Source organism: Pseudomonas sp. S3_A03, assembly GCF_054668275.1.
Genome location: NZ_CP162753.1, coordinates 4208410 through 4228938 on the forward strand (window position 1 = coordinate 4208410; position 20529 = coordinate 4228938).

11 protein-coding genes are annotated in these 20529 nt (G+C 60.0%); all 11 read left to right on the top strand.

The window, feature by feature from the left end; translation table 11 throughout:
* Positions 1-12: 12 nt before the first annotated feature.
* Entirely contained in the window at positions 13-1509 is a 1497-nt protein-coding gene (locus AB4O25_RS19315; RefSeq protein ID WP_017528397.1) for a YdgA family protein, read from the top strand.
* 268 nt (positions 1510-1777) lie between these two features.
* Positions 1778-4258: a poly-beta-1,6 N-acetyl-D-glucosamine export porin PgaA gene (pgaA, locus tag AB4O25_RS19320; protein WP_065876854.1), complete on the top strand. Its 2481-nt coding sequence runs from the start codon at positions 1778-1780 to the stop codon at positions 4256-4258.
* A gap of 12 nt (positions 4259-4270) precedes the next feature.
* Positions 4271-6268: a poly-beta-1,6-N-acetyl-D-glucosamine N-deacetylase PgaB gene (pgaB, locus tag AB4O25_RS19325; RefSeq protein ID WP_116079826.1), complete on the top strand. Its 1998-nt coding sequence runs from the start codon at positions 4271-4273 to the stop codon at positions 6266-6268.
* 2 nt (positions 6269-6270) lie between these two features.
* Complete coding sequence (pgaC, locus tag AB4O25_RS19330; RefSeq protein WP_017528394.1) at positions 6271-7611, top strand: poly-beta-1,6-N-acetyl-D-glucosamine synthase; 1341 nt, start codon at positions 6271-6273, stop codon at positions 7609-7611.
* Positions 7612-7613: 2 nt separating this feature from the next.
* Entirely contained in the window at positions 7614-8096 is a 483-nt protein-coding gene (gene pgaD / locus AB4O25_RS19335; protein ID WP_065876852.1) for a poly-beta-1,6-N-acetyl-D-glucosamine biosynthesis protein PgaD, read from the top strand.
* Positions 8097-8549: 453 nt separating this feature from the next.
* The gene (locus AB4O25_RS19340) at positions 8550-10271 is read left to right on the top strand and encodes a ShlB/FhaC/HecB family hemolysin secretion/activation protein (RefSeq protein ID WP_460149875.1); all 1722 of its coding nucleotides are present in this window, start codon (positions 8550-8552) and stop codon (positions 10269-10271) included.
* 31 nt (positions 10272-10302) lie between these two features.
* Complete coding sequence (locus tag AB4O25_RS19345) at positions 10303-14622, top strand: two-partner secretion domain-containing protein (protein WP_460149876.1); 4320 nt, start codon at positions 10303-10305, stop codon at positions 14620-14622.
* Positions 14592-18707, top strand: a complete 4116-nt coding sequence (locus AB4O25_RS19350; RefSeq protein ID WP_460149877.1) for a hemagglutinin repeat-containing protein — start codon at positions 14592-14594, stop codon at positions 18705-18707. The genes AB4O25_RS19345 and AB4O25_RS19350 overlap by 31 nt, the downstream gene beginning before the upstream one ends.
* Positions 18708-18762: 55 nt before the next feature.
* Entirely contained in the window at positions 18763-19167 is a 405-nt protein-coding gene (locus tag AB4O25_RS19355) for a hypothetical protein (RefSeq protein ID WP_074848310.1), read from the top strand.
* A gap of 285 nt (positions 19168-19452) precedes the next feature.
* A complete protein-coding gene (locus AB4O25_RS19360) occupies positions 19453-19722 on the top strand; it encodes a hypothetical protein (RefSeq protein ID WP_017530611.1) in 270 nt (89 codons plus the stop codon).
* A gap of 329 nt (positions 19723-20051) precedes the next feature.
* Positions 20052-20396, top strand: a complete 345-nt coding sequence (locus AB4O25_RS19365) for an SMI1/KNR4 family protein (protein ID WP_460149878.1) — start codon at positions 20052-20054, stop codon at positions 20394-20396.
* Positions 20397-20529 lie beyond the last annotated feature (133 nt).

Genomic DNA, 20529 nt, shown 5'->3' on the forward strand with positions numbered 1-20529 from the left:
TCAGGTCACTTCATGAATAAGCCAGCAGTCGTACTTTTGGGTTTTGTGGTCGCCGTTGGCGTCGTCAGTGCAGGCGGCGCCTGGTACACCGGTAAGCAACTGGAACCGGTGCTGCAAACCGCGATCCAGAACGCCAACAAGGAACTGCAGACCTCAATGGCCGGCGTCGACGGCACCGTGGCCCTGGAACTAGTCTCCCTCGACCGTGGCGTGTTCAGCAGCACCGCGCACTATCGCCTGAAGGGCCAGGGCTCGGTGTTCGGCGCAGACAACCCCAACCCTGAATTGCTTTTTGTCGACCATATCGAACACGGCCCGCTGCCGGTCTCGCGCCTGGTGACGCTCAAATGGCTGCCGGTCATGGCCACCAGTCACTATGAGCTGGAAAAGAGCCCAACCACCGAGAAGTGGTTTGCTGCGGCCAAAGACGTGTCGCCGCTCAAAGGCGTGGCCAATATCGGCTACACCCGTTCGGTCAACGGCAACATCGAGTTGCTGCCGCTGGAGTTCAAGGACGACAAATCGTCGGTGAGCTTCTCCGGCGCCAACCTGAACTTCGACGGCACCGCTGAAGGCCAGAAGGTCAAGGCCGATGGTTTTATGAACAGCCTCAAGGTCGCCGCCGTGGATGCCAATGGCGAAGCCTTCGAAGCCGACCTGTCGGGCCTGACCATCGCCAGCAACCTGGAAAAATCCACCTTCGGGTTTTACACCGGGCAAAACACCATCGAGCTGAGCGACAGCAAGTTCACCTTCGGCCCACAGAAATCCGTGCTGAGCTTCAAAGGCTTCGAGCAAAAAGACTCCAGCGAAACCAAGGACAACAACCTGGCCGGCCGCGTCGACTACAAGATCGACGAGATTGGCTACCAGGGCAAACCCGTGGGCTCGGCGGCCATGGCCGTGAGCATGAAGAACATCGACATTCCGGCCATGCTGGTGCTGACCAAGCTGTACCAGGACAAAATGCAGCCGGTGCAAGCCGCCGCGGCCGCTGGCGAACCGGCTCCGGAGCTGCAACTGACCGACGCCGAACAGGCCTTGGCCGAAGCCAACGTCAACCAGGTACTGGCCGCCAAACCGCACCTGGCCCTGGAAAACCTGTCGCTGAAAACCACCCACGGCGAAAGCAAGTTCAACCTGCTCGTGGACCTGGCCAAACCGGCCTCCATGGAGCTGCCGCCGGTTGAGCTGGGCAAGCAGATGATCACGCTGCTGGATGCCAACCTCACGCTGTCCAAGCCGATGATTGGCGATGTGTCCGCATTGCAGGCGCAACTGGGCGGTGTGACCGACCCTAAAGCCATCGAGCAGCAATCCCAGATGGCCGCCGAGATGGTCAGCGGCATGGCGGTAGGTACGCAGTTGGCGACCCTGGTGGGCAGCGAGGTAGTGTCCAAGTTGCACTACGCCAACAATGAAGTGACCTTCAACGGCCAGAAGATGACGGTTGAGCAGTTCATTGGCTTTGTCATGGGCAAAGTCGGTGGGATGAGCGGCGGGCAGTAACCGCTCAACATCCGGCCTCCTAATAAGGTCGCTTGAAATGCAGTCAAAATGTGGGAGGGGGCTTGCCCCCTCCCACATTTGTTTTTGCGTAGCGCAAAAAAGCGATCAGCCAATTCTGAACAATTGTTCTGATTTGAATTTCTTCTTACTTTCCTGAGAGATAGTTCGCACAGGAAAGCTAGGCCGGGTCATTAGACGCCGGCACCCTGAGCGCTTCGCTCAGGATCACCTATCGTTACAGCTTTCCGTGTGTAAGGAAGCTCACGATATGTTGCGAAACCTACCACTCAGTGCATCAGGCCGGTTGCGACTGTTCGTCGGGGCCGCTTTATGCAGCCAACTGCTGATACCCACCTTCGCCATGGCCGACCCGGCCTATGACGCGCTGATCATTCAGGCGCGCAACGGCAACTTCACGCCCGCGCTCACCCAATTGCGCCAGCTGTCGGCCGAACGCCAGACGCCTGGCCAGGTCAGCGATCACCTGGTGATCGCCGGTTGGGCCGGCCAGGACGCCGAAGTGCTGAAGGTGTACGAGGCCCAGGGCAAAAATCGCAACCTCAGCACCCAGGCGCTCGCCACGGTGGCGCGTACCTATCGCAATCAAAAGCAGTGGGCCCAGGCTGAAGCTGTTTATCGCCAGGCGCTGCTGCGTGAACCGAATAACATCGACCTGCAACTGGGCCTGGCGCTGACCCAGGCCGACGGCGGCAAGGCCAACGAAGCCGTGCAACGCACCCGCGCCTTGGTGGTCGCCAAACCGGATGACCCTAACCGGCGCATGGCCCTGGGCTACGCGCTGACCCGCGCCGGCCTGAACTACGACGCGCTGTTTGAATTCGACCAGGCGTTTACCCGTGCCGGCGACAAACCTGAAGTCGCCCGCGAATACATCGTCGCCCTGCAAAAGGCCCGCCTGCCGCAAGCGGCGTTGCGCCTGTCGGCCCAGCGCCCTGGCCTGCTTGACGCGGTCACCCAGCGCCGCCTCGAAGGCGACCTCGCCGCCGAGCGCGTGCGCATGGCCGAGTTCGCCACGCGCAGCGAAAAAGACCGCTATGTGGTGGCCGACCGTGCCTTGGCCGACTACGACACACTCATCGCCCGCTGGACCCCGGACGCCACCGCCCATGACGATGTGGTGCGCTGGCGCATCGACCGCCTGGGCGCGCTCAAGGCCAGGGCGCGCACCGCCGAGGTCATCCGCGAGTACGAAACCCTTAAAGGCGAAGGCGTGCAACTGCCGACCTATGCCGTGCGCTGGGTGGCGGCGTCATACCTCGACCAACGCCTGCCGGAAAAAGCCGAGCCGTTGTATCGCCAGGCACTGAGTGCTTCGGACGCTGAGCCGGACGACCGGGTCGAAGACACCACGGCGTTGTTTTACGCCTTGCAGGAAAGCAACAAAGGCGAGGATGCCAACGAGGTTGCCAAAGCGCTCGCCAACAGCCAGAAACCTCGGGTCGAACTCAAGGGCCTGCCCATCGGCAACCCCAACGACGCCTGGATGGACGCGCAACAACTGTCGGCCCAGGCCGGCGTGTATGGCGGTGACCTGCCGGGCAGCGAAGCCGGCCTGGAAGCATTGGTGGCCAAAGCCCCCGGCAACGTCGGCCTGCGCCTCGCCCAGGCCGATATGTACCGCGCCCGTGACCTGCCGCGCCGTGCCGAAGGCGTGCTCAAGGAAACCGAAGCCCAGGCGCCGCGTGACATTGGCCTGGAAATCAGCCAGGCCTACACCGCCATGGACCTGCAAGAGTGGCGGCAACTGGATGTGCTGACCGATGACGTGGTGGCCCGCAACCCAGACAGCCGGCAGGTGCAACGCCTCAAACGCCTGCGCGATGTACACGACATGGCCGAACTGCGCGTCGAAGCCTACACCGGTAAAAGCTTCGGCGGCGGCGGTGACAACGAAGCCGGTGCGGTGGCCGGTAACCGCGACTGGGGCATCGAAAGCGTGATCTACACGCCGCCCATCGACGAAGACTGGCGCCTGTTCGCCGGCGCCGGTTATGCCACCGCCGACTTTGAAGAAGGCACCGGTCACCACCGTTGGCAGCGTGTCGGCGTGGAGCGGCGCACCCGTGACCTGACCCTGGAAGCCGAGGTGTCCAACCACTCCTATGGCTTTGGTTCCAAGCAGGGCGCCCGCGTAGCGTTCGCCCACGACATCAACGACAACTGGCAATACGGCGCCAGTCTCGATTACCTCTCGGCCACCACGCCATTGCGTGCGCTGAATGCCGACATCACCGCCAACGGCGGCAGCGGTTTTATCCGCTGGCGCGCCAACGAAAGCCGTGAGTGGAAACTGTCCCTCAGCCCGTCCCACTTCAGCGACGGCAACGACCGCTTGGAAGCCTTGCTCACCGGCCGCGAGGGCATCTACAGCTCACCGAAAGTGCAGGTAGACCTGGGCCTGGAAGTCGGTGCCAGCCGCAACAGCAAGGAAGACACGGTGTACTTCAATCCCAAGTCGGATTTCACCGTATTGCCCGTCGTCACTATCAATCACGTGCTCTATCACCGCTACGAGACCCAGTGGAGTCAGCAGTTCCAGGTCGGTGCGGGCACCTATAGCCAGCGCGATTACTCCACCGGCGGCATGGCCCTGATCGGCTACGGCCAACGCTTTCGCTGGAACGATGTACTGGACGTCGGTGCCAACCTGAGCCTGATCAGCCGACCTTATGACGGTGATCGCGAACGCGATCTGCGCCTGCTCGTCGACCTCACTTACCGTTTCTAAAAGAGCCTGACCATGACCCTCCTCAGCCGTTGCTTGTTGGTTCTGGGTGTATTGCTGGCCAGTGCCTGCGCCCAGCAACCCGCCCCTTTCACTCCACCCGCCGAGCGGCCGACACCGGCCAACGAACAGGCGTGGCCGAAAAACCATTTTCTGGGCATTGCCTACCATGACGTCTCGGACCGCGACCCCGACCAGGCTGTGGTGGCGGTGCGCACCGAACGTTTGATCGAACAGCTGGCCTGGCTGCGCGAGAACGGCTACCAGGCGGTCAGCGTTGACCAAGTGCTGGCCGCGCGCAATGGCGGCCCCGCGCTGCCGCCCAAGGCCGTCATGCTCAGCTTCGACGACGGCTATTCAAGCTTCTACACCCGCGTGATGCCGATTCTGCGCGCCTACCGCTGGCCGGCCCTGCTGGCGCCGGTGGGCAGTTGGATCGATACGCCGCTCAACCAACCGGTGGACTTCGCCGGCTCGCCCCGGCCACGTGGCGAGTTCCTGACCTGGCAGCAGATCCGTGAAGTGTCGCAGTCGGGCCTGGTGGAAATCGCCGCGCACACCGATGCCAATCACAAAGGCATCCTGGCCAACCCCCAGGGCAACCTGGAGCCGGCCGCCACGTCTCTGCGCTTTGACCCGGCCACCGGGCGCTACGAAAGCCAGGCGCAGTTCGATGCACGGCTGCGTGCCGATGTCGTGGCGATCTCCAACAAGATCCAAACCGTGACCGGCAAAAAACCACGGGTGTGGGTATGGCCCTACGGCGCCGCCAAAGGCACCTCGCTGGCGATCGTCGGCGAGCAGGGCTACCAAATGGCCCTGACCCTGGAAGACGGCCTCGACAGCTCCAGTGACTTGATGAACAGCCCGCGCTTCCTGGTGGCTTCCGACCCGGACGGCGAGCATTTCGCCAACAGCATTGTCGCCGTGCAAACCCCGGCGCCGCTGCGCGTGCTGCATGTGGACCTGGACAACGTCTACGACCCTGACCCGGCCCAACAAGCGCGCAACCTCGACCAGTTGGTACAGCGCGTGGTGGACATGGGCGCCGGTACCGTGTTCCTGCAAGCCTTCGCCGACCCCAAGGGTGACGGCCTGGTGCACTCGCTGTATTTCCCCAATCGCCATTTGCCGGTGCGCGCGGACCTGTTCAACCGTGTCGCCTGGCAATTGCACACCCGTGCCCATGCGGCGGTATATGCGTGGATGCCGGTGCTGAGCTTCGCCCTTGACCCCAAACTGCCCCGCGTCACGCGCTGGGACCCGGAAACCGGCAAGGTGGGCATCGACCCGGACCAATACAAACGCCTGTCGCCGTTCGACCCGCAGGTGCGCAAAATCATTGGTGAACTCTATGAGGACCTGGCGCGCAACAGTGCGATCGACGGTGTGCTGTACCACGATGACGCCGTATTCTCCGACTTCGAAGACGCCAGCCCCGCAGCGCTCAAGGCCTACGCGGCCAACGGCCTGCCAGACAGCATCGACGCCCTGCGCGCCGACCCTGCGGTAATGCAGCGTTGGACGCGCTTCAAGAGCCGCTACCTGATCGACTTCACCAATGAGCTGACCGCCAAGGTCCGCGCCATTGCCGGGCCGCAGGTGCTGACCGCGCGCAATATCTTCGCCCAGCCGATGCTCAACCCGCAGAGCGAAGCCTGGTTCGCGCAGAACCTCGACGATTTCCTCCAGACCTATGACTGGACCGCGCCCATGGCCATGCCGCTGATGGAAGGCGAGACACTCAAGAACTCCAATGCCTGGCTGGAAAAACTGGTGGCCACGGTCAAGGCCCGCCCCGGTGCGATGCAGCGAACGGTGTTCGAGCTGCAAGCCAAGGACTGGCGTACCCCGGCAGCCCCCGACCTGTCCGCCGAGCAAATGGCCGAATGGATGGGCGTACTCAAACGCCAGGGTGTCACGAGTTTTGGCTACTACCCGGACAACTTCCTGGAAAACTCCCCGGACCTGAAGACTGTGCGTCCGGCCCTTTCCAACCAATGGAACCCTTGACCATGTTCGACAGAATCCTGGCTTTATTCGTGCTGGCATTGGTATTGGGCGTGCCCCTGGGCCTGATCTTCCTGGTTACCGGGCAGTTCCTGATGGACTTCGTGTTTTTCTACCCGCTGTTCATGTCGGCGCTGTGGATCGCCGGCGGTTTGTACTTCTGGTTGCACTGGGAGCGCCACTGGCCCTGGGAAGAAGACACCCCGGCGCCGACCCTGGCCGGCAACCCGCTGATCTCGATCATCATCCCTTGCTACAACGAGGGCGATAACGCCGCCGACACCATCCATGCGGCGCTCGGCCAGTTGTACCCCAACATCGAAGTGATCGCGGTCAACGACGGCTCCAAGGACAACACCGCTGCGGTACTCGACGCCCTGGCGCTGGAGCACCCGCGGCTGCGCGTGTTGCACCTGGCGCAGAACCAGGGCAAGGCCGTGGCCCTGCGCATGGGCGCCGTGGCCTCGCGCAGCGAATATCTGGTGTGCATCGACGGCGATGCGCTGCTCGACAAAAACGCGGCGGCTTATATGGTCGCGCCGATGCTGGATAACCCACGCCTGGGCGCCGTGACCGGCAACCCACGTATCCGTACGCGCTCGACCTTGATCGGCCGCGTGCAGGTGGGCGAGTTCTCCTCGATCATCGGCTTGATCAAGCGTACCCAGCGCGTGTTCGGGCGGATCTTCACGGTGTCGGGTGTGGTGGTGGCGTTCCGTAAAAAGGCGCTGGACCGCATCGACTACTGGAGCACCGACATGATCACCGAGGACATCGATGTCAGTTGGAAACTCCAGCTCGATCACTGGAGCATCTTCTACGAGCCCCGCGCGCTGTGCTGGATCCTGATGCCCGAAACCGTCGGCGGCTTGTGGAAACAGCGTCTGCGCTGGGCCCAGGGCGGTGCCGAAGTGCTGTTCAAGAACATCCGTGGCATCTGGCAATGGCGCCATCGCTATCTGTGGCCGCTGTTGTTCGAATATTGCTTGTCCACCGGTTGGGCCTTCACTTTCCTGTTGTCGGTGATCTTCTGGGGCCTGGGTAAATTCATCGTGCTGCCCCAGGCGATTGCCGTGGACTCCCTGGTGCCGCCGGCGTTTACCGGCCTGGTCCTGGCGATGGTGTGCCTGGTGCAGTTTGCGGTGAGCATCCTGATCGACCGGCGCTACGAGAAAGACCTGTGGAAAACCCTGTTCTGGACCGTGTGGTACCCGATGGTGTTCTGGTTGGTCAGCTTGTTCACCACGCTGGTGAGTTTCCCCAAAGTGCTGTTCAACCAGCACCAGAAGCGTGCGCGCTGGGTCAGCCCGGACCGCGGTATCAAACCTGTCGAAGAGGAGGCGTGAGCATGAAACTGGTCAGAACTCGCCAAAGTACCGTGATGTGGATCATCGACGTAATCCTGACCCTGATGGCCTGGGGCGGGCTGGTCTGGTTGCTGGCGCGCGGGATCACCTCGATGCTGGACACCCACGGTGGCCCGCGCATTGAAGCGCCGATCTTCGCGGCGCTGAACACTTTGCAGATCTACTTGTGGATTGCGCTGTTCAACGCGGTGATCCTGGTGACCTGGGCGCGCTACCAGCAACGCAAGGGGCGCAAGTTCGCCCAGCGTCGCGCCGAGGCCAAGGCCCTCAGCGACCAGCGCCTGAGCGAGAGTTTCAGCCTGGCTGACGGTGATCTGGAGCAATTGCGCCGGCCGGGGGTTTTGGTGATCCACAACGACGAAGACGGCGGCGTGTCGGAAGTCAAAGCCCATGTCTCGCGTGACGTGGAAAAGCCCGGCTTGACCCTGGTGCCCGGCAAGGATCAGAACAAAGACGCCAGCTAAAAATCGTAAATCCAACCCAATGTGGAAGGGGGCTTGCTCCGATTGCGATGGTTCAGTCAACGATGCATCGACTGACACGCCGCTGTCGGGAGCAAGCCCCTTCCACATTGTGGATAGCCATTGGACCTTGAAGATGAATGTCGACAAGTGCGATCCAATTCACAAAACCCCCGCGAACTTATCTGGGTTTTTCGGTACTAACCTATCTCGGAAAGAACTTGCTGGCTAAATAATGGCAGCTTCTAAGTTATCCGACGAATCGCTATCGAAACAGTTGCCGCCTGTCGGAAGAATACTTCCAGTTTGAGGCTGTCTAACTTTTTGATATTTATTTGTTGTTATTAATCAATGTGTTGCGTGGATAACTGGTACGGATGTGCAACTCGCTCAGTTTCTTGGGTTGGCGCAAGTTCGATGTTAGTTTCCCGGCCCTTGATTTTCGACGGACCGAATATGTCTTTTTTATTGCCACGGACTCGGTATTTCCTCTGCACTTTGCTGCTCACTTATGTGAGCTTGAACAGTGCCATGGCCGCCCCCACGCCCGGGGATCAGGACCTGATCCGCGACCGCCAGAACCGTCTGCTCGAAGAGCAACGTCGGCGCCTCGAAGAACTCCAGGACCTGCCCGGCAAAGGCAGCACGCCCGAGGCCCCGGCACTGCCGGCGGACACCCGCTGCTTCCCCATCCAGGACATTGAACTCAAGGGCGCCGACAGCCTGTCCGCCGCCGATCGCGCGCGCCTGCTCAAACCATATCTGGGCCAATGCCTGGGCGTGGCGCAGCTTAACCAATTGCTCAAGGTCATCACCGATTACTACATCGCCAAGGGCCGCGTCACCAGCCGTGCCTACTTGCCGCAACAGGACCTGTCCAGCGGCCATCTGCAAGTGCTGGTGGTCGAAGGCAAACTCGAAGGCATAAAGGGCGCCCAAGGCAGCACGGTCACCGATCGCGAGCTGGCGATGGCGTTTCCCGGCAAGGTGGGTGAGGCGCTCAACCTGCGTGAAGTCGAGCAACTGGTGGATCAACTGAGCCGTTTGCCGTCCAAACAGGCGCAAATGGAACTGAGCCCCGGCGCGCAGATCGGCGGCAGTGAAGTGCTGGTCAGGAACCAGCCGCAAAAACCCTGGCGCGCCAGCCTGTCGCGCAACAACGACGGCCAGAAAAGCACCGGCGAACAGCAATGGGGCGCGGGCCTTGAGTGGGACAGCCCGCTGGGCCTGGCTGACCAACTGATACTGCGCGGCGGCCACGACGCCATCAGTGACCACCAGAAAACCTCGAAAAACAGCATGCTCTACTACAACGTGCCGTGGGACTGGTGGAACTTCAGCTACACCTACAGCGAGAGCGATTACCGCACGCCGGGCAGCGTCGACGACTTCAAATACAAGCAATGGGGCGACAGCCAGAACCACCAACTGCGCGCCGAACGCGTGGTGCATCGCGACGACGTGAGCAAAACGTCGGTCAATGTCGGCCTCACCCATTTGCGCACCAACAACTACATCAACGACACACGCTTGGACGTCAGCAGCAACCGCCTCAGCGAATTTCAGGTGGGTGTCAGCCACGGGCGCCGTATCGGCAGCGCGTTCGTCAACCTTGATGTGGGCATGCAAAACGGCATCGGTGCCTTTGATGCGCAAAAGGATGAGCAGACCCGTATTCGCGGCAACCTCACGCCCACCCCGCGCTATCGCAAATACACCGCCACCTTGAGTTACCTGCAACCGTTCACGCTGTGGGGCGAGTCGTTGAGCTTCTCCAGCCTGGCCACCGGGCAGCGCAGTGAAGACGTGCTGTACGCACCACAACGCATGAGCCTTGGCGGCTCGTACTCCGTGCGTGGCTTCAAGGACCAGCAACTGAACGGCGACAGTGGCGGTTACTGGCGCAACGAAGTGCGCTGGGCCCGCCCGGTGACCCTCGACTGGATGCGCCCGGCCTTCGCCGAGTACGGCGCCAGCGTCGGCTACGACCAGGGCGTGATTCGCAACGATCGCTACAACGAAGACCAGCATGGCCGTGTGTCGAGTAACTCCCTGGAGCTGTTCGCCCGTGGCAAGCACGTCAGCACCAGCGTGACGTTTGCCCATTCGTTGGAAAGGCCTGGCGTGGTAACCGAGCGCGAAGCGCCGATCTATTTCCGCCTGGATTTCTACCTGTAATTCAACGCCCGCAGCCTTTGAGATTTTGAATATGGACGTTCGCCCTTCTACCGCCCTGAAAACCCTGACACAACGCGGCCTGGCACTGGTCCTGGCCAACGCGCTGTTCTGGCAGCCGCTGCTGGCCCAGGCCGAAGGCATTGTGGTCAGCGGGCCCGGCACTACCGTCGGGCAGGCGGGCAATGGCGTGCCGGTGGTCAACATCGCCACGCCCAACGGCAGCGGGCTGTCCCATAACCAGTTCAAGGACTACAACGTCGGCCCCAACGGCGTGATCCTCAATAACGCCACAGGCATGGTGCAAAGCACGCAACTGGGCGGGATCATCGTCGGCAACCCGAACCTCAAGGGCGGCGCCGCGAATGTCATCCTCAACGAAGTCAACGGCGGCAGCCCCAGCCAGTTGCGCGGCTACACCGAAGTGGCGGGCCAGTCGGCCAAGGTCATCGTGGCCAACCCTTATGGCGTGAGCTGCAACGGCTGCGGCTTTATCAACACTCCCAACGTCACCCTGACCACCGGCAAGCCGATCATCGACCAGGCCGGGCGCCTCGACCGCTACCAGGTGGACGGCGGTGCGGTGACCATCGACGGCCAGGGCTTGAACGCCAGCAACGTCGACCGTTTCGAAATCATCACCCGTTCGGCCAAGATCAACGCCCAGATCAACGCGCGCCAGCTCACCGTGATTGCCGGGCGCAACGACGTCGACGCACAAAGCCTTAAAACCACCGCGCGCGCCGACGACGGCAGCGCCAAGCCGGAGTTGGCCATCGACTCATCGGCCCTGGGCGGCATGTACGCCGGGGCGATCAAACTGGTGGGCACCGAAGCCGGCGTGGGCGTGAAACTCGACGGCACGCTGGCCGCCAGCGGCGGCGATATTCAACTGGATGCCAACGGCCACCTGAGCATGGCCCAGGCCGCGGCCAGCGGCGCGGTGGATATCAAGGCGGCCAGCCTGGAAACCAACGGCGCCGTCTACGCGGGCACCACGCTCACGGCGCAAACCAAAGGCGAACTGAAAAACCGCAAGACGCTCGCCGCGCGCGACAACATCACCCTGACCAGCAAAGGCCAGTTGATCAACAACGGCATCGTCGAGGCCGGGGTCAACGCCGACAACACCCGCAACCCCCTCGGCAACGTCAAGCTTGATGGCCAGCACATCAGTAACACCGGCACGGTGATCGCCAATCGCGAGCTCAACGTCACCGCCACGACCCTGAACAACCAGGGCGGCACCTTGAACGCCAAACAGGTGCTGAACGTTACTGCCGACAGCGTCGATAACCGCAACAAAGGTCGACTGCTCAGCGACGGCGTGCAAACCCTCACCGTCAGCGGCCTGCTGGACAACAGCCAGGGCGGCATCATCGACAGCACCGGTGCCTTCACCCTCCACGGCAACTCCCTGGACAACCGCGCCGGCAGCCTCACCGGTGGCGGTGCAATCACCCTGGACCTGATCGGCGACCTGATCAATCGCAACGGCAAGCTGGCCAGCGCCGGGCCGCTGTTGATCCAACGCGCGGCCCACGTTGACAACCAAGGCGGCAAGCTCGCCAGCCAGGGTCTGCTGACCCTGTTCGCCAACAGCATCGACAACCGGAACGAAGGCACCCTGGCCGCCAGCGGTGGCCTGGCACTCACCGCCACCGGCCTGCTGCAAAACGGCGCCAACGGTCTGATCCACAGCGAAAAGGCCGGCGTAACCATCACGGCCGGTACCCTCGACAACGACGGCGGGCGCATCGCCGCCAAAGCCGGTGATGCGAAGGTTCACGCCACTGATTTCAACAACGGCGACGGCGCGCTGTTTGCCCGTGATCGCGTACGGCTTACCGGCCTGAATGTGGATAACGGTGGCGAGATCGCCGGCAACCAGATCGAGGTCAAACTCGATGGCGCGCTGACCAACCGTGGCTTGATCGAAAGCGCCACGACGCTCGATGTCGCCACCGCCAGCCTCAACAACAGCGGGCAAATGCGCGCCCTGGGCAGCGGCGGCAAAACCCGTTACGCCATCGGGGGCATGCTCACAAACAGCGGCCGTCTGGAGACGGCCAACGACCAACTGAGCCTCGCCGCTACTTCCTTCCAGAACACCGGTGGCACGGTGTTGCACGCCGGCACCGGCGCGCTCGACCTCAGCGGCATCAGCCTGGACGACGTCGGCGGCAGCCTGGTGACCTACGGCGACCTGACCCTTGAACAATCCAACTGGACCAACAGCACCGCGATCCAGGCCGGGCGCCTGACGGTCAATGTCGACACCCTCAACCAGACCGCCACCGGCAAACTGCTCGGCACTCGCAGCCTGGTCGGCATCGGCCGGGACTGGACCGTGGGCGGCGCCGTCGCCAGCCAAGGCAGCCTCGACCTGGCGGTGGGCAACCTGCTCAATAACCACGGGTTGATCTTCAGCGGCGGCGACATGAACCTGAAGGTCGACCGCCTGAAAAACCTCGGCGCCGCGATCTACGCCATGGGCAACCTGCGTGTCGACCGCGACGGCCAGGGCGGCCTGGCCAGCAGCATCATCAACAGCTCGGGAACGATCGAGAGCGAGCGCAACCTGATCCTGGCGGCCAGCACGCTCGAAAACATCCGCACCGTGCTCACCACCGCGTCCGGCATCTACAGCGCGTCCATTACGCCCACCGCGTGTATCGACGGCGTGACGGGCGGCGACTGTGAAGGCGGCAAGCAGAACCGCCCGTTCCAGATCACCCAACGCGATCGTTTTGTCGTCACCGACGCCACGGCCGGCTCCGGTATTACCTCGGGCGCCGATATGCTGCTCACCGGCGGCACGTTGCTCAACAGCAGCAGTAGCATCGCTGCCGGCGGCGCCATGACCGTGCGCGTCGACCAACTGAGCAACGTCGGCCTGGTGACCCACGACACCCAATACGACCGCATCTTTACCTCCGAGCGCGAGCGCAGGCCGGGAGGCTGGTACCGCGAGGCGGCCGCCTTTACCCAGCGTTATTCGGCGGGTAACAACATGGACGGCGTTGAAGCCGCCATGGCCTCGTTCATCGGCAAAATGGAGAGCGAAAAAACCGCTCTGCGCAAAACCACCCAGCTGATGGCGCCGGACCAGAGCTACGCCGCCGTGATCCAGGCGGGCGGCTCCGTTGACGTGAAGGCTCAGGCCGGCATCGACAACAACGTCGTGCAAGGTGGCTACACCTACGTTGGCAGCGGCGCCAACACCAAGGCGCCGGGCTACTCGACCCAGGTCAAGCTCAACCCACAATTGCCGCCGGACGTTGCCCAGCAACAGGTCAACCCACTGAGCCTGCCCGGCTTCGACCTGCCCACCGGCGAGAACGGCCTGTTCCACCTCAACGATAAAGACGGTGCGACCGGGCTGCCCACCAGCCAGTTTGCGGCCAACCCGCACAAATACCTGATTGAAACCAACCCGCTGCTCACTGATATGCGTCAGTTCATGAGCTCGGACTACATGCTCACCAAGCTCGGCTACGACCCCGACACCGCGCAACGTCGCTTGGGTGACGGCTTCTACGAACAACGCCTGATCCAGCAAGCCGTACTCGCGCGCACCGGCCAGCGGTTTATCGATGGCCAGACCAGCGACGCCGACCTGTTCAAGCACCTGATGGACAACGCCATCGGCAGCAAAAGCGCCCTGAATTTGTCCGTGGGCGTGAGCCTCACCGCCGAACAAGTCGCCGCCCTGACCCACGACATCGTGTGGCTGGAAAACGCCACCGTCGCCGGGCAACAAGTGCTGGTGCCGGTGCTGTACCTGGCCCAGGCGAACAACCGCCTGGCGCCCAACGGTGCGTTGATTTCCGGCACGGACGTCAACCTGATCACCGGCAGCAACCTCAACAACGCCGGCACCTTGCGCGCTACCGGCAGCCTGCTGGCGAACGTCGGCGGCAACCTCACCAACAGCGGCTTGATGCAAGCCGGTGGTCGCCTCGACCTGCTCAGCGGTGGCAACCTGAGCAACCGCGCAGGCGGCGTGATCAGCGCGGGCAACGTCAACCTCGCCGCCGGCACCGACCTGCTCAACGAACGCAGCGTCACCACCCACGAAAGCGCCAGCAGCTACCGCACCGAACGCAGCGACTTCGTCGACAGCGCCGCGCGCATTGAATCGGCCGGCGATTTGGCCGTGCGAGCCGGTGGCAACGTCAACAACATCGGTGGCGTGCTCAAGAGTGGCGCCGACACCACGGTCAGGGCCGTGGGCGACGTCAACATCACCGCTTCAAAAGCCTCGACAGCGGCGCCATCGGCAACCGCTCCAGCTTCACCACCATCGCCCAGCAGGGCTCCGTGGTCGAGGCCGGCCGCGACTTGCACGTAATTGCCGGGCGCGATATCAGCGCCGTGGCCAGTCAGGTCGAAGCCAAACGCGACGTCAACCTGATTGCCACCCGCCACCTCAACGCCATCGCGGCAGCCAACGAGCAACACTCCACGGGCAACACGAAAAAGGTCAAGAGCATCGAAGACCACGTGCAGCAAGTGTCCAGCGTGATCAAGGCCGGCGGCGACGCCACCCTGAGCGCCGGGCAGAACCTGCAACTGGTCGCCAGCCAGGTCAATGCCGGCAACGAGGCCTACCTGGTATCCGGCAAAAACCTCGAGCTCAAAGCCGCCGAAAATCAGGACTACAGCTTCTACAGCAAGACCAAGAAAACCTCCCAGGGCAAAAAATTCCGCCTGGATGAAACTGACGTCGTGAACAACGTTGGCAGCCTGGTCAGTGCGGGGACGAACAGCACCGTCGTCGCCGGTGCAGACCTGCTGCTGGCTGGCAGTGCCGTCACTGCTGAAAAAGGCGCCACGCAACTGGTGGCCGGCCAAGACGTGAACATCCTCGCCGTCAGCAACGCCGACAGCGCTCGCCACGAACGCAAGGAAAGCAAAAGCAGCTGGGGCGGCCTCAAGTCGAGCAAGGTCCAGGACAAAGTCGACGAAAAACGCACCACCGCCCTGGGCAGCATGGTCTCCGGCGAAACGGTCACCGTCGCCGCCAAACGCGACGCCACGGTCACCGGTTCCAACCTGGTCAGCACCGGCGACCTCGCCGTACAGGCCGGCCGCGACCTGACCATCGACGCGGCGCAAAACACCTTCGCCCGCACCGACATGCACAAGGAAAAAAATCGCGACCTCACCGGCGTGCTGACCGGCAACAAGCTCGGTCTGGACGACATGACCGGCAACCAAAAGCTCTACATCAACAGCTCGAAGCACAACGGCACGGCCAATGAAATGACCTTGACCGGCAGCACTATTGGCTCGAGTGCGGGCAATGTGTCGCTGACGGCCGGGCGTGAGTTGAAGGTGGTGGCCAGTGATCTGGTGAGCACCAAGAACATGGAGTTGAGTGGGGCCAATGTCACCGTTACTTCGGGGATGGAGACGGCCAGTCAGACCAGTAAGGACAGTTCCAAGAGCTTGGCGGTTGGGCGGGTGATCGCGGGCACCGTGGTCGACACCGCCAACAGCATCCGCGACGCAGCCGAGGCGGCACGCAGCTCCGACGACCCGCGCCTCAAGGCCGTGAAGATCGCCCAGGCGGCGCTGTCGATGTACAACCTGAATAACCAGGCGGGCGACCTCGCCAAGCAAAGCACCGGCTTCAAAGACAAGACCGGTGGCTCTGCCGGCAACGGCTCACTGATCAAGATCGGTACCGAGCTGGCCAACACCCGCACCAAAAGCAGCAGCGAATACACGGCGCAGACCGCTCACCAGAGCAACCTCAACGCCGGGGGCAAACTGTCGATTATTGCTACAGGCAATGCGCCGGGCACTGTGGGTGACTTGACGATTACCGGCAGTACGTTGAAAGCCGACAGCACGTTGTTGTCCGCGAAAAACAACATCCTGATGCAAAGCGCACAGAACACCACTGACCGCAAAAACGACGGCTCGCGCAACAGAACCGCCATCGGTGCCAGCTTTAACATAGGCGAGCAAAACGGTTTCACCATCGACCTCGGTGCACAAACCGCCAAGAACCTTGGCTCGGGTGGCTCGGTTACCCAGGTCAACACCACGTTGGACACCGGCTCGCTGGTGCTGCGCAGCGGCCAGGACACCAGCCTGATCGGGGCGCAGGTACGCGCTGAGCGTATCGATGCCAACATCGGCGGCAACCTCAACATCCTGTCGCGCCAAGACACCGAAACGTCCAAGAGCAAGCAGAACAGCGCGGGCTTCGGTGCGAGCATCTGCATTCCGCCGATCTGTTATGGCTCCCCAGTCACCGCGTCCGCGAACTTGGCGGCGTCGAAGATGAACAGCGACTACCAGGCGGTGACCGACCAGAGCGGCTTCTTTGCCGGTAAGGGTGGCTACACCATCGATGTGGCGAAAAACACCACCCTGCAAGGTGCGGTGATTGCCAGTGAAGCCACGGCCGACAAAAACCTGCTGCTCACCGATCGGTTGCTGGTCAGTGACATCAAGAACAAGAGCGAGATCGAGAGCAAGTCGGCGGGCATGAGCGTCTCTGGTTCCTACAGCAGCGGCGCGAGCACCCTCACGCCGGGTGCCTTGTATGGAATGTCGCTGAACGATTCGGACCACAGTTATACGCGTAGCGCGGTGAGTGAAGGCACGATCGTAGTGCGCAACCCCGAAGGCGCCAACGACCTCGTCGGCTTGAACCGCGACACGGCCAACGCCAACCAGCGCCTCGACAAGCCTGACGAAAAGGCCATGCAAGAGCGCATGGACCTGATCAAAAGCTCGATGGAGCTGACCAAGGGCATTGGTGATGCGATTGCTGCGGCCAGGATCAGAGCCGCCGACAACTCCGACAGTGATGTAAGCAAAGCCACGCGCCAGAAGTTGATCGATGAGGGTAACGCCAACCCGACACAGGCCCAGATCAGCCAGCGTGCCCAACAGGATTACGGCGTCGGCAGCAGCTTCCAAAAAGCCAGCCAGGCGGTCACAGCCGTGGTGCAAGCGGCGATGGGTGGCAGCGTTGGTGGTGCGTTGGCGGGGGCGGCGGCGCCGTATCTGGCGCAGACGGTCAAGAAGATGACTGCCGGTGACCCGAACGCGAACCTGATGGCCCATGCGGTATTGGGTGCGGTGTTGGCGCGGGCGGGTGGTAACTCGGCATTGGCAGGGGCCGCCGGGGCCGTGGCGGCGGAGAAAACCGCACAGCTGATCAAAGAAAGTCTGTATGGCGGAGTCAGTAACGAAAACCTGTCCGAAGCGCAAAAGCAGACAATTTCCAGTCTCTCGACCCTGGCGGCTGGGCTCTCCGGATCGTTGGTTGGCAAGGACGCGCTGAATGCGGTGGCAGCCGCGCAGGTTGGGAAGAATGCGGTTGAAAATAACCTGTTGGCGAACCAGTACGGTGTAAAAAAGCTGGATAAAGCCGGCCTTGAACTCTATGAGAAGCTCAAGGACGCTGACATAGGCAGCATTGATGATCTGCAAAAACGCTACAAGGGTTGCGCTGGTGATGGTGCTTGCGAGCGCGACATTCGTAATGAATACCGCAATCAAGAAAATGAAGCAGGGAAAAAACTCCTGGGCCTTTACCAGAGTGGGAGGCTGACACGGGATGAGTACAACGTTCTTGTGGTCGACTATGCCATCGCCATGCTGGAAGGAGTGAAAGAAGGGCAGCGTAATGGAGAGGGCGCAGGCTTTCTTGATATATATTCGGTTTCAGGCGCAGATTGGGCGCCGGCGGGAGTGATCGGCAATCCTTACGTCGATGCGATTAGGACGAGTGAGAAGATCGCCGAGTGGAAGCGTCAAGGACTAAGCAACGAGAAGATTGTCACGCTTGCTCAGCAGGATGGATTAATCGGTTCAAACTTGGCTCCCGTAGATGTGCCGGGGGTGATCAACCTTGTAGATAATGGCGCCAGCAGGGAGGATGTTCTAAAATTCGCCGCAGCCATTGCTTTGGGTAAAGCGGTAGGTGGTGCAAAAGGGACGGGCACAGGAAAGGCGCCATATACCTCGACTGTTTCGCCGGATGCCCACCCGGTAAAGGAGGCTGGGCCAAAAGCGACTGATGGTCCAAACGAGGTAGCAGATACAGCTACAACTGAGGGGACGAAAGTTGGCTTAGAGACCAATCTAACTCCCGAAATAAAACAGCATTCAGATGGAAGCTATCGAACCCCTGATGGAAAATTTGCAAGCCCGACTGGTGTATCTCCTCCGGGAACAGCCAAGGCAGATGAGTTTGCTAAACATTTGGAATCAAATGGAATGGAAGTTGTGGGGACTGAGATGGTTGTTAAAGGTCCTCTCGGTGATCGTAGGTATGACATTGTAGTACGTGACGCAAATGGTAAATTGCACGGTCTTGAGGTAAAAGCGGGTCGGCTAGTAAGACCAGCTATCAAGAATTTACCGATTACTTTGTTAATGAGTTTGGGGCGCAAGGGAAAGGACGGCTAAATGGACAAGTCATCGAAAGCGCTACAACAGTCTATGTGCCATAAAGGTGGGAAATATGAAGCTCGAAGCCGAAAATAGTCCTGTAGTAGTAGGTGTAAATCAAGCGCAGATTATAAAGACGCTAAAAAAATTAAAAAGCTACGGCCCTAGCTCATTCGCATGTATAACTGATGATGAGGGTAACTATGTGCAAGTGGCTGGAGGCAGATTCACTTGTTTTATTGAAAGATATGACGCTAAAAGTAAAAAACTGTTTAGAGGTTATCATTCAAATTCTAGTACAAACTTTGAAGATGGAAGCTTGCTGTCGTTTGGTGCGGGCCGTGTACCATTAAAAAAAGATGAGTGGTTTAATATTGATGATGTAATCGAGGTTTTTTCCTTGTTTAATCAGAATCAGTCTCTACCAGCGACTGTCTACTGGCGTGAGATAAATATTTTGAGTCAAAGCGACGGCTGAATAAGTGAAAAAAAGGGGGCAGACCCTGAGGAGTCCCCACAAATCTACTCTAGCTTCTGAGCTTGCCGGTGTACTTCATCGCGCACCAATAGCTCCATATCCGCCAATCTCGAACGGGACAATACGGTGGGGATTCCTCAGGGTCAGGCCCCTCTTTCCTCTGAGTGTCGGAGGATACTAAGCGGTATGACAAATCGTCGCAGGGAAATAGGGGGCAGACCACGATTAGTGCACCAATGTATATTGGTGGTCTGACCCCTATTTCTCTACTAGTTAGGAGTGGTTATGAGCAATGGCGGCTCATTAATAAAACGATTTGTCGCCCAAGAGTTGGACGACGGCGTTCGCTCTGTTTTGAAAGATGCCTTTGATGAGCGGATGTGCTCAAAGAACGTTCTGCTCAGGGAGTTCGAGTTTAATTGCTTTTACGTTTCTTTGGACTTTGAAAAAGGCATCGTCACTTTGGAAGATGTTCTTTCCGCTGGAGAGAGTAGCTTTCTTGATATACCGATAAGTGATTTTATCTCTGCTTGCGGTTTGAATGTCTCTTGTTAGTTGTAGAAGCCTAGATGTGATCTGGCACCATCCTAGCGCCGGTGTTTTTGCACCTGATCTGGAAGAAAATAGGGGGCAGACTACGGTTACATTAATTGTGGTCTGACCCCTATTTTCCCATGTTTCAGTTCCTACGGATTTGAATGCAAAAACATTGACAAAGCAGGCTAAAGAGTTTGGCTCTTATCAGTCGGATTATTGGAAGTTGCGGGCTCGGAGCGGGGAGTAATTAGACGTGGATTATTCAAGAGTCGGATTTCGTTGAATTTGCTGATTATGGTGATGGCATTGCTGATGAGTGGATTTATAAAGCTGAAACTCGTCTTGCGTTGAAATTGCCTGATAGCTATAAATGGTGGCTGAAGTATTATTCTGGCGGGGAAATATCTGGGGAGGAGATTTATAGTGTCTACGAAATGGATTTTGATAGTGTAAGGGGTGGTGATATCGTTTATATGTCAATCGTTAACGGACGAAATGGGTTGTGTGGGAAAGAGAGGCTATTTCTCTGTGAACCGCCGGGTGTAGGGGAGTCATTTTATTTTGCCACGGGCGATGGTCTTAATGATGGGGAGTATCCTGTTTATAGGCTTGATCTTTCTAATCAAACTTCTAGTTTGTATGCGAAAAACTTTATTGATTTCTTAGGAAAAAGAATAATTTCTTTCAGTTGAATAATGATTGTGCGTTTAAAAGTGGTTGAGAAAGGCTAGGTCCAAAAGCGACAGGCCAGATTGTACCTGACGTAATTAGTCCTACTTATCGAGAGCTTCAGGGATTAACCAAGGATTCCAGGCGCATCACACC